Raw genomic sequence first — 12,164 nt, forward strand, 5'->3', positions numbered from 1 at the left:
CATACTTATTCAAGCTAGAGTACAAAGGTTTATGTTAGACTGGGCGCGCAATGCGCCCAATTTAATGATGAAAGTTTAACGCCATGAATGAAACCGAGCTTTACCAATATGCCTTGTTTATGCTTTCCCGCCGTGATTATGGGAAAGCTGAGCTATTTGCGCGTATGAAACGGCGTATGTATGAGAAAAATGAAGGTATTATTGATGAGCCTTTAATTGAATTGGTGCTTGAAAGATTAAGTGAGCAACATTTTCTTGATGACGACCGTGTCGCAGGGCTATTAATGCAAGGTTATCTGCGCAAGGGATATGGGCCATTGCGGATAAAACAAGAAATGCGACAGAAAGGTTTTACTGAAACGATTGTGGAAAAACATTTTGCCACTATAGATGTAGATTGGTTTGAAAAGGCCGCACTGGTACGCAGTAAGAAATTTGGGGATAGTATTCCTAAAGACTTTAAAGAAAAAAGTAAGCAAATTCGTTATCTGCAATATCGCGGTTTTTTTGGTGATATGATTTATGAGTTATTTAGTTAATCAATTTCCCTCCTTAATGTGAAAAACATGACATAGCTAAACTAAGCTGATCTTCCTATTCTTTATTAATATATGGGGATATCGACTGTAAACTGCCGCCTAAAAAAGATTTTTTATTTATTCCTCTTGTGTTTTAACGTATTTCTATATTAAAAATCATCTGTTGATATGATCATAGTCAGTGAATTTTGCTTAATGATTAGGCAGAGTGATTTTTTATAATTACAAAATAAGACAGGCAGGAGAAATAAATGATTGAGCTCTTAATCGGCGTTATTGTCGCCATTGGAGTTGGGCGTTATATCATAAAAGGATATTCCGCAACGGGTGTGCTAATGACAGGGGGTATTTTACTTCTGATCATTACTGCGATTATGGGCAAAAGTATTTTACCAGGTTCTGTTCCGACGACGGGGTGGCGCGTAACAGATATTCTGGAATACATAAAATTCCTATTAATGAGCCGAGGTGGCGACCTTGGTATGATGATCATGGTGTTATGTGGGTTTGCATCTTATATGACTCACATTGGGGCAAATGATGTTGTGGTAAAAATTGCTTCTAAGCCATTAAAAATGATCAACTCCCCCTATTTGTTGATGGTTGCCGCTTATATTGTGGCATGCTTGATGTCGTTAGCGGTTTCCTCTGCGACAGGCCTTGGTGTATTACTGATGGCGACGTTATTCCCTGTCATGGTGAATGTTGGGATCAGTCGTGGTGCAGCAGCGGCAATTTGTGCATCGCCAGCGGCAATTATTTTAGCGCCAACATCCGGTGACGTTATTTTGGCGGCAAAAGCAGCTGAAATGCCATTAATTGATTTTGCGTTTAAAACAACCTTACCGATTTCTATTGCGGCAATTGTGGCAATGTCAATTGCACACTTCTTCTGGCAACGTTATTTAGACAGAAAAGAGAATGTCAAAACAGAAATGTTAGACGTCAATGAAATCAAAACACACGCACCTGCTTTTTACGCTATCTTACCTTTTACGCCAATTATCGGTGTTTTAGTGTTTGATGGTAAATGGGCGCCTGAATTGCATATTGTAACTATTATTGTTGGCTGCATTATTTTAGCGGCAGTCATTGAGTTCTTACGCAGCTTCAGCGCTAAACACGTCTATGGTGGTTTAGAAGTTTGTTATAGAGGAATGGCCGATGCATTTGCAACGGTTGTGATGTTGTTAGTCGCCGCTGGGGTCTTTGCTCAGGGTTTAAGCACCATTGGTTTCATCAAAGGGCTAATTGACCTCGCACAATCATTTGGTTCAGGTGCAATTGTGATGATGATTGCCTTGGTCGTGATTACGATGTTAGCTGCGATGACAACGGGCTCGGGGAATGCACCGTTCTATGCGTTTGTTGAGCTAATCCCTCATTTAGCAAAACAAATGGGCGTCAATCCTGCTTATTTAGTGATCCCAATGTTGCAAGCCTCTAACTTAGGACGGACTTTATCGCCTGTATCAGGTGTGGTCGTGGCTGTATCTGGTATGGCAAAAATCTCTCCTTTTGAAGTGGTAAAAAGAACGTCAATTCCAGTATTAGTTGGATTGGTTGTGGTGGTGATTGCGACAGAAATATTAGTTCCAGTCTACCTATAAAACTTCAGTTTTTCAGGTAAAAAAATGGCTGAGCAAATGGCTCAGCCATTTTTCAAATTAAAAATTAAATACTTTATATCTAAAATTTACTTTTTTAATTAATTGCGAAATTATTTATTCACAGAATAATTACGTGGTATTTATTTTTTTTACGTTATTAACGAGATCTACGCCAAAAAGTTGAAAAAAATAGCGTAATTAAATTAGGCACTGTTGCTTATTTAATGCAAAATCTGCACATCTTATTTTAATAACGTTAATGATGAAGAACACAAGATGAGCACAATTGAAAAAACAGTAGATACAGCAGATAAACCTGTTAGTAAGTGGACCTATAAGGATTTTACTTGGGTACTTTCTTTATTCGGTACCGCAGTGGGGGCTGGTGTTTTATTTCTACCAATTAAAGCAGGGGCCGGGGGGTTTTGGCCATTAGTAATATTGGCAATAATTGCAACTCCAATGATTTGGTTAGCTCATAAAGGGCTAGCACGCTTTGTTTTATCTTCAAAAAATCCAAATGCTGATATTACAGATACGGTAGAAGAGCACTTTGGTAAAGTAGGCGCAAATATTATTACATTCGCTTATTTCTTCGCTATTTACCCTATCGTATTGATTTACGGTGTAGGTATCACAAATACCGTTGATTCGTTCTTGGTAAATCAACTCGAAATAGAACCACTGCCACGATGGTTGCTGTCTGGGGTCCTGATTGCTGCAATGACTGCTGGGGTGGTGTTTGGTCGTGAGCTTATGTTAAAGCTTACTTCTCTAATGGTTTACCCTCTGGTGTTCATTTTATTAGCTTTATCATTATATTTAATTCCTGAATGGAATACGTCAATGTTAGAGGTGGCTCCTGATTGGAGTGCAATGCCTGTGGTTGTTTGGATGGCGATCCCACTAATCGTATTCTCATTTAACCATAGCCCAATCATCAGTCAATTTACTAAAGACCAACGTCAGCAGTTTGGTAATAATGCTATTGTGAAAACAGATATGATCACGGGTGGTGCTGCATTAATGCTGACAGGCTTTGTGATGTTTTTCGTTTTCTCTGTGGTGTTATCACTAAGCCCAGCAGAGCTTGCCGTTGCGAAAGAACAAAATATCAGTGTGTTATCACATATCGCGAATATCAATCCATCGCCAATCTTGTCTTATTTAGGGCCAATTGTTGCTTTTGCTGCGATTGTATCGAGTTACTTTGGTCACTTCTTAGGGGCTCACGAAGGTTTAGTTGGGTTGATTAAATCTCGTTCTTCTTTCTCTGTGAAGAAAATTGAAATGGCATCCATGTTGTTTATTGTGATTACAACCTGGATTGTGACTATTCGTAACCCAAGTATTTTAGGCATGATTGAAACGATGGGGGCACCAATGATTGCCGCTATCCTATTCATTCTACCTGTTGTGTCGATGAATATTGTTCCTGCAATGAAGAAATACAGTACGTCAAAGCCTGCCCAAATATTCACCTTTATTTGTGGGCTAGCTTCTATTACTTCAGTTATTTATGGTGCTTTTCTATAATTATAAATAAAGTTTTATAAGACGCAGAGCCATGACCTGTAAAGGTTGTGGCTTTTTTTATATCAATATGAAATAGGTTATAAGGATAGACATTGATATAACTAATTTTTAAGCTGAAGAGTGTGATAATCACCCTCACCACATCTATCAATGTGAAATAATTTCAAGTGCAAGTAGTTGCTCGGTGTAGCGGCTTAGGTAATATCTAAGGTTATCACAGCATCATAATAACGTAATCACTACCTCTGGCTGTACCTATTCCAGTGCGTCGTAACAAGGATAACTAATGAAATTAGAAACATTATCGATTCACGCCGGTTACTCTCCTGACCCTACCACTAAGTCCGTTGCCGTGCCAATCTACCAAACCACCTCTTATGCTTTTGACGATACTCAGCACGGTGCCGATCTCTTTGATTTAAAAGTCGCGGGTAATATTTACACGCGAATTATGAACCCAACGAATGATGTTCTAGAGCAACGTGTTGCTGCGCTTGAAGGTGGTGTCGCTGGTTTAGCTGTTGCTTCCGGTATGGCGGCAATTACTTATGCGATTCAAACTATCGCACAAGCAGGGGACAACATTGTTTCTGTCGCTAAATTGTATGGTGGAACCTATAACTTATTTGCCCATGCTCTGCCGCGCTTAGGCATTGAAACACGGTTTGCGGAGCATGACGATCTCGCTGCATTTGATGCGCTGATTGATGATAAGACGCGGGCTATTTTTTGTGAGTCGATTTCAAACCCTGCGGGCTTTATTGTTGATATTGCAGCACTCGCTGAAGTTGCGCACCGCCATGGTATTCCTTTGATTGTCGATAACACGGTGGCGACACCGTATTTATGTCGTCCATTTGAACATGGCGCAGATATCGTGGTTCATTCATTGACCAAATATATCGGTGGTCACGGCACATCACTTGGTGGAATGGTTATTGATTCAGGTAAGTTCCCATGGACAAAATACCCGAATCGCTTTTCGTTATTGATAGAGCCGGATGTGGCTTATCATGGCGTCAGTTATACCGAACATTTTGGCGCAGCGGCCTTTATTGCTCGTTGCCGTGTTGCGCCATTGCGCGGAACGGGTGCTGCATTATCACCGTTTAATGCATTCCTGATTTTACAAGGTTTAGAAACCCTCGCGCTAAGAATGGATAGGCATACCGAAAATGCGCTAAAAGTGGCGAACTACCTCGAAAATCATCCACAAGTAGAGTGGGTAAAATATGCAGGGCTACCGAGTAACCCTGAACATGGTTTGGCGCAAAAATATATGAACGGTAAACCAGCCAGTATTATGTCGTTCGGTATTAAAGGTGGACAAGAAGCGGGGGCGCGCTTTATTGATGCTTTGAAACTGATTGTGCGGTTGGTGAATATTGGTGATGCTAAATCACTCGCTTGCCACCCTGCATCAACGACGCATCGTCAACTTAATGATGCAGAGTTAGCACAAGCAGGGGTTTCCCGAGACATGATCCGCTTATCAATTGGGATAGAGCATATCGATGATATTCTAGCCGACCTTGAACAAGCACTCGTCGCGGCTAAATAGAACTATTTGGTATGAATAATAACCGGTTATGGTGAATGCCCTGACCGGTTTTGTTGTTTATAGACCGCGGTACACGTTTCTGTATTAATGGTTAATATTAAGAACACATTAATGTTTACCTTATTTTTAAAGACTGAACTATTCTTTATATATTTAGTCTTAATCTGCAATTCTTATCTCTTTATCGATAAAATGGAGTTTCCATTTATTAATTGTTTATATACAGCGATATTTATACCAATCAACTTTTGACTTGTTTAAATGGGGTTTAATTGGCATAACGATAATAGCTACATAAAAAGAGTATGTTTGTTCAGATGAAATAAAATTATTAAATATCAATAACAAGAATGGTTGAGATGAGATGATTATGGCAAACAATAAAGTTGCCTACCTAAAATGGTGTCTGTTATTTGGTTTTGTTCTAGTAACCTATTTTTTACCGTTAAACGGTAGGTTATTGTGGCAACCAGATGAACTACGGTATGCAGAAATTAGCCGGGAATTGATTATTAGTTATAATTGGAGCGTTCCTGAACTTTTAGATATCCGCTATTTTGAAAAACCTATTTTTGGTTATTGGGTCGGGGCTATTTTCCAAATGTTATTTGGTGAAAACAACGTTTCGGTTCGCCTTGGCGTGGTATTTAGCACATTAGTCAGTGGGCTATTTGTTTACCTCAGTGCCAAAATGGCTTGGAAAAACTCACGGCTCGCTTTCAATGCGGTGTTTATTTATCTTTCCATGTTGATGGTTTTTACTATCGGCACCTACAATATTCTTGACCCCATCGTGACAGCATTTATCACAATGGTAATTTTCTTTTTCCAATGGGGGTTAACAACAAAATCCTTCTCTCATCAATTGCTCGCTTTTATCATGATGGGGGTAGCTTGTGGGTTAGGGGTATTAACAAAAGGCTTTCTTGTGTTAGTGCTGCCTGTGCTTGTTTGTTCGGTTGCCGCTATTTACTTTAAGCAATTCAAAGAAGTGTTTATTTTTTCATTTGTCTCGCTATTTACTGCTTTTGTCGTGTGCTTGCCTTGGGCTTTTGTTATTGCCAGCCGTGAGCCTGATTTCTGGAATTATTTCTTCTGGGTTGAGCATATTCAACGTTTTATGGCGAATAATGCGCAAAATAAATCCCCATTTTGGTTTTATATTCCTATTTTGCTCGCCGCGGTATTACCTTGGTTAGGTTACCTTTTTGGTGCGCTACGCCATGCATGGCAACAAAAAGGGTTACATATTTATTTTCTATTGTGGTTTATTGTGCCATTTGTTTTCTTCAGTATTACTAAAGGGAAATTACTGACCTATATTTTGCCATGTATTGCACCAATTGCGGTTCTTATGGCTGCCTACATTGAAAAAATACTTACGGAGAAAAAAACACGGCCTATTCGTTTGAATGCATTGATTAACTCATTGATAGGTTTCGTTATTGCTGGGGGAATTATTGCTTCTGCTTATTACCCTAAATTGAGCGTGTTTCAGGCCGATGAAAGTGGGAAGTTATGGTTAGCCGCGGGCGCGTTTATTTTTTGGTTATTGGTTGCCTTGGTCTCTTTCAAACAACGGTTTTGGTATTTAGCTGCAATGTGTACGGTGGCAATTAGTTTAACGGTGGGTCATATCATCCCATCGCGTATTGCCAGTAATAATACACCGCAAGAGGTGATTGCGAAGTATCATCGTCAGTTAGCGGATAAACCTATACTGTTAACCAATAATGTCGGGTTAGGTACGGCATTAGCATGGGTACTTAAACGCAGTGATATTACGATGCTTCACCAAACTGGGGAGTTAGGCTACGGGTTAAAATACCCAGATGCCGCTAATCGGTTTTATAGCTTAAAACAGCTACCTGATTTATTAAAAAATTATCATTATAAAGATGTGGCGGTTGTCGTAGAAAATTCCCAACGTGAATTGTTGGACGCATTACCCGGCAACCCAATTATTATTCGGGAAGGTAATCTTGTTTTAGCCTTTTATGAAGGCCAATAGCGATAGTAGGTTGGGATGTTGTTTGATAATAGCCGCCATTCCATTTAGGTTTGGCGGCTATTTACATTTAGCGCGTAGGCTTATTTAAGGTGTTCGAGTTTGAGGTGGAATGGGGTTTTCCCAGACCCGCGGGGAGACCATGATAAATTAATAGCATCGCCATGCTATTGCTCATCGCATTCACTTCCACTTCGTCGATTGTACGGTTGTTACGTTGATGACGGCTAGTTAACGTATTTCTCATTGGGACGTCTCCTCAGTTTCTTTGATTAGGCGATTCGCTTCGGCAAGCTCATAGCGCCTTGGTGTTAGCGCGGTTGCACTGTGATTACGGGCGAGTAAGGTATAAATGGTCGGTAAAACAAACAGGGTAAATAGTGTGCCAACTAACATCCCGGTGACTATTACTAAGCCTAAACCAAAGCGGCTATTCGCTCCCGCTCCAGTGGCGAAGAGTAGTGGAACTAAACCTATCACCATTGCTGCGGTTGTCATTAATATTGGGCGTAAACGAATTTGTGCCGCTTTGAGAATGGCATGTCGCCTGTCTAATCCTTCATTGGTTTGTAATTCATTGGCAAATTCAACCATCAATATCCCATGTTTACTGATTAAGCCAATCAATGTGACTAAGCCGATTTGGGTGTAAATATTCAATGTCGCATAGCCAAGTGCCAATGGAATTAACGCACCACAAATTGAAAGTGGAACAGTAATCAAGATAATCAATGGGTCGACTAAACTTTCATACTGCGCGGCTAAGACTAAGTAAATAATGATGAGCGCCGCCATAAAGGCAAAGGCGAGGGTGTTTCCTTCTTGTTTATATTGGCGCGAATCGGATTGCCAGTCATGGCTAAAACCGGCGGGTAGCTCATTGGCTATCTCGTCTAAGTAGGCAACAGCTTGGCCTAACGTGACGCCAGGAGCTGGTATTGCTTGGAAAATTGCAGCATTTTGCTGATTAAATTGTGTGAGTTTATTTGGCTCCACTTGGGTGTTGATATCGACCACGGTTGAGAGTGGGATCATCGTTCCCGCTTCCGATTTTACATAATGGCGAGAAAGGGCTTCCGGTGTCAGGCGTTGGCTACGGATACTTTGCGGGATCACATCATAGGAACGGCCATCCATCCCAAAGCGGTTAATATAGTTTTCTCCCACTAATAAGGTCAGCGATTCACCGACATCTTGCATACGAATGCCTAAGCTATTCGCTTTTGAACGGTTGATGCGGATTTCTACTACTGGGTTGTTGTAGTCAAGATCACTATCTACCACCATAAACAGGCCACTTTCACGTGCTTGTTGCTTGATCTCTTCCATGGTTTTGTAGAGTACCGAATAATCCTGCGGGCTTCTGAGAACCATTTGGATTGGTAAGCCACCGGTTGAACCGGGTAATGCGGGCAATTGGAAAACGAAAATGCTGTTCCCTTCGACATCACCAACGCGCCCTTGTAAGTCGCCTTGGATCTCAGACGCGACGCGGTCGCGTTGCTCCCATGATGTCAAGTTAGTTCCCCCAAAGCTGGCGGAAGGGCCATCGGTTCCGTTAATAATCCAAGTACTCTCTGTTTCCGGTAACTCCATGAAAACATCATGTAATTTACGTGAAAAACGTTCTACGTACTCGAGGTTAGCGTGCTGAGGCGATTTGATAGCGGTTAATACGCTAGATTGGTCTTCTACAGGGGCTAATTCACGAGGAGCAGATTGATAAAGCAGTGGTAAACTAATGAATACACCAATGGCAATAACACCTGTTAACCAACGGTTTTTCAAAGAGAAATTCAATACAATGGTATAGTAGTGGGCTAAGGTAGAAAAGAAAGTTTCTGCCATACGCGCCATACGTCCTTCATTCTGTTTTGAGTTCAACATGAAGGAACTCATAACAGGGGAGAGGGTTAACGCTACAATACCGGAAACAATCACCGCACCAGCCAACGTGAGCGCAAATTCTTTAAATAAAGCACCCGTTAACCCAGACATTAGCCCTATTGGGGCATATACCGCTGCCAAGGTGATCGTCATCGCGATAACGGGACCTGCCACTTCACGAGCGCCAATTAAAGCCGCTAAAACCGGTGATTTCCCTTCTTCAATATGGCGATGGACGTTTTCAACCACCACGATAGCATCATCGACGACGAGACCAATCGCTAATACCATGGCGAGTAACGTGAGTAAGTTAATACTAAACCCAAATGCCATCATCAAGGCTGCGGCACCTAACATTGATAGGGGAATAGCTAAAATTGGGATGATCACGCTGCGAATTGACCCTAAACACAGGTAAATAACGGCAATAACAATCAGTAACGCTTCAACTAAGGTGTTAATAACTTGGTCAATAGACGCTTTAATAAAGCGCGAAGTTTCAAATGCCATTTCGACTTTAACACCGGGAGGTAATGTTTTGGTGATGTCTGGCATTAATTGATTCATGCCGTCAACGATTACCAGTGGGTTACCGGTTGGTGTGGCAAATAAACCAAGGTAAATTGCGGGTTCACCATTCATTAAACCGCTGGTTTCTGTGGAAGCGGCTCCTAATTCAATGGTTCCCACATCTTTTAAACGTACTAACCCGTTACCGTCATTGCGGATCACTAAATCACGAAACTCATCGACATTAGTGAGGTCGGTATTGACATAAACATTAGAAATTACGAACTCGCCTTTGACTTTACCGGGAGCTGCTTGGTAGTTGTTTTGGCGAACCGCTTGCGCAACATCTGCCGCAGTTAGCCCCCGGCCGGCTAATTTATCGGCATCCAGCCATAAACGCATTGCTAACTGTTGGCCACCAAAGACTTGAACTTTAGCGACACCGTCAATTGAGGAATACATTGGTTCAATAACGCGAGAAATATAGTCTGTCAGGGCTGGAATGGATAAATTGGTACTGGAAAAACCGATATAAGCAACCGCAGTGGATTCCCCAGAGGAAAGCTCAATCACAGGGTCATAAGCTTCTTTCGGTAATTTATAACGAACTTGGTTCACCTTCGCCATGACTTGCGCAAGGGCTTGGGTTGAGTCTCGGTTAAGTTCCATTCGTACCGTGACAAGGCTGCTTCCTTGTACTGAAGAAGAGGACAGATAATCGACGCCTTCCACTGAGGAAACCGCTTGTGCGATGGGTTGCGTCACAAAACCTTGCATCAATTTAGCCGATGCGCCAGGGTATTGCGTAGCAATGGTGATCGTCGAGCTTTCTAGCTGTGGATATTGGCGAATAGGCAACTTACTCAACGCAAATAAACCAATTAACACAATCAGCGCACTGACTACGAGGGCCAGAACAGGCCGGCGAACAAAAATATCAGTAAATTTCATTGCGCCTTCCTTATGAACCTTGAGCCATGTTAGCGATAGGTTCAGACAATGTATCTTGAGCAACTGGGGTGACAGCAGAGCCGTCATTTAAGCGTAATTGCCCAGAGGTGACGACTTTATCGTTAGCACTCAAGCCATGCTCTATCTCAATTTTGCCATCCCAACGTTGCCCTGTTTTCACAGATACGCGCTTGACGGTCATCGCATCCCCTTCACCTTGTGTAATAAACACGGTATCGCCATAGGCGGTATATGTAACAGCGGTTTCTGGGATCGTAATGACTTCATTACTGGCTTGGCGAACCACATTCACATTGGCGTACATCCCGGCTTTTAATGTGCCATCACTATTTTCTAGAGTGGCTTGCAGGGCGATAGTGCGTGACTTACCGATGAGTGGGTCAATGGCCGTAATACGGGCTGGGAATGTTTTATTGGGATAAGCATCCACAGTAATATCAACAATTTGTCCTTGATGCAGTTCCGGTGAGGCCTGTTCATCTAAAGAGAAATTGAGCTTTAAGGTTTGGGTATCCACCAAGCTGGCAATGGCTTCACCGGGGGTTAAATATTGTCCTTCATGAACTTGGCGAATACCAATTGTCCCATCGAACGGGGCGCGGATTGTTTTTTGCGCAATCAATGCTTGGGTTTGGCGGATCAGGCCTTGGGCAATATCACGTTCAGCACGCGTGCTATCTACTTGAGCCTCTGCCACTAAATGTTGCGCAGATAATGAACGGGTTCTTTCGTATAAGCGAGCCGCATTACGCAACTGTGCTTGGTAGCGTGATAAATCAGCTTGTTCAACAGCATCATTGAGTTGCACTAATAATTGGCCTTTTTTGACTTGTTGGCCAGATTCAAATGCAATTTTCGTAATACGGCCATTGGTTTCTGCCGCGACTAAGACTTGGCTGCCAGCTTCTAATTCACCCACACCGTAAAAAGTGCGAGGTGCGGTATCTAAGCTAACAGGTGCCAACGCCACTTTTACGGGGGGATACTGGTAGGCTGCTTGTTCGTCTTCTTCATTTTGGGCATAGGTCGAATAAATCGCGCTACCCGCCCCAACAGCAACTAAAACGGAACAAAGTGTCATTATTGTTTTTTTATTCATTAAATTTTCCTTCTATTTCTGCGCTTTTAGCGCGAAATAAAGACCTCTAAAATGCCCTGCAATGGCGATAGCGATTAAGCCCCCAATAACGGCGATATGTTCAACAGCCCAAAACATCGCGATTTGAGCTTGTTCTCCCGTGTAGCTCCAAAAGGTGTGGACAACCACAATAGTGAGGAACAAAAACACGGCTAATGCCCCAGTACCAAGCCATAAAAGACGATTAAATAGCACAAGAACGGAGCCAACTAACATGACAGCAGCAGAAGCAATATTGAAAAACCAATCTGGGTGAAGACCTGCAGCACGCATTTCAGCCAGACTATTTTCATAATCAAAAACTTTGGCTAAACCAGATGAAATAAATAAAACCAAGATTAGTAAGCGAGCAATAAGCCATAAGCTATTGCTTTCTAACATTTTGGTAATCACCGATGGCATA

General features: G+C 42.0%; 9 protein-coding genes. 5 read left to right on the forward strand and 4 right to left on the reverse strand.

Annotated features, from left to right (window positions below):
* The first annotated feature begins 83 nt into the window (after positions 1-83).
* The 5 genes from PSF67_RS08000 to arnT all read left to right on the forward strand — a co-directional run bounded on the left by PSF67_RS08000 (position 84) and on the right by arnT (position 7,257).
* Positions 84-539 carry a regulatory protein RecX gene (locus tag PSF67_RS08000; RefSeq protein ID WP_102139171.1) on the forward strand — a complete coding sequence of 152 codons (456 nt, stop codon included), beginning with the start codon at positions 84-86 and terminating at the stop codon, positions 537-539.
* 251 nt (positions 540-790) lie between these two features.
* Positions 791-2,149 (forward strand): anaerobic C4-dicarboxylate transporter DcuC, encoded by a 1,359-nt coding sequence (gene dcuC, locus PSF67_RS08005; RefSeq protein ID WP_102139170.1) that lies wholly within the window; start codon positions 791-793, stop codon positions 2,147-2,149.
* 276 nt (positions 2,150-2,425) lie between these two features.
* On the forward strand, positions 2,426-3,685 hold the full coding sequence (locus PSF67_RS08010) for an aromatic amino acid transport family protein (RefSeq protein WP_102139169.1): 1,260 nt from the start codon (positions 2,426-2,428) through the stop codon (positions 3,683-3,685).
* Positions 3,686-3,971: 286 nt separating this feature from the next.
* The gene (locus PSF67_RS08015; RefSeq protein ID WP_102139168.1) at positions 3,972-5,246 is read left to right on the forward strand and encodes a bifunctional O-acetylhomoserine aminocarboxypropyltransferase/cysteine synthase; all 1,275 of its coding nucleotides are present in this window, start codon (positions 3,972-3,974) and stop codon (positions 5,244-5,246) included.
* Positions 5,247-5,610: 364 nt separating this feature from the next.
* Positions 5,611-7,257 carry a lipid IV(A) 4-amino-4-deoxy-L-arabinosyltransferase gene (arnT, locus tag PSF67_RS08020; RefSeq protein ID WP_336313782.1) on the forward strand — a complete coding sequence of 549 codons (1,647 nt, stop codon included), beginning with the start codon at positions 5,611-5,613 and terminating at the stop codon, positions 7,255-7,257.
* Positions 7,258-7,324: 67 nt separating this feature from the next.
* On the opposite strand, the gene PSF67_RS08025 is transcribed toward arnT, so the two are convergent.
* The 4 genes from PSF67_RS08025 to PSF67_RS08040 are packed head-to-tail and all read right to left on the reverse strand — an operon-like array spanning position 7,325 to position 12,163.
* Complete coding sequence (locus PSF67_RS08025; RefSeq protein ID WP_166267225.1) at positions 7,325-7,501, reverse strand: hypothetical protein; 177 nt, start codon at positions 7,499-7,501, stop codon at positions 7,325-7,327.
* Complete coding sequence (locus PSF67_RS08030) at positions 7,498-10,602, reverse strand: MexW/MexI family multidrug efflux RND transporter permease subunit (RefSeq protein WP_102139166.1); 3,105 nt, start codon at positions 10,600-10,602, stop codon at positions 7,498-7,500. Before PSF67_RS08030 ends, PSF67_RS08025 begins: the two co-directional genes overlap by 4 nt.
* 10 nt (positions 10,603-10,612) lie before the next feature.
* On the reverse strand, positions 10,613-11,722 hold the full coding sequence (locus PSF67_RS08035) for an efflux RND transporter periplasmic adaptor subunit (RefSeq protein ID WP_210848792.1): 1,110 nt from the start codon (positions 11,720-11,722) through the stop codon (positions 10,613-10,615).
* A gap of 12 nt (positions 11,723-11,734) precedes the next feature.
* The gene (locus PSF67_RS08040) at positions 11,735-12,163 is read right to left on the reverse strand and encodes a DoxX family protein (RefSeq protein WP_102139164.1); all 429 of its coding nucleotides are present in this window, start codon (positions 12,161-12,163) and stop codon (positions 11,735-11,737) included.
* Position 12,164: the final 1 nt, after the last annotated feature.

The sequence above is a fragment of the Providencia sp. PROV076 genome (assembly GCF_028483405.1).
In the GTDB taxonomy this organism is placed as follows: Bacteria; Pseudomonadota; Gammaproteobacteria; order Enterobacterales; family Enterobacteriaceae; genus Providencia; species Providencia huaxiensis.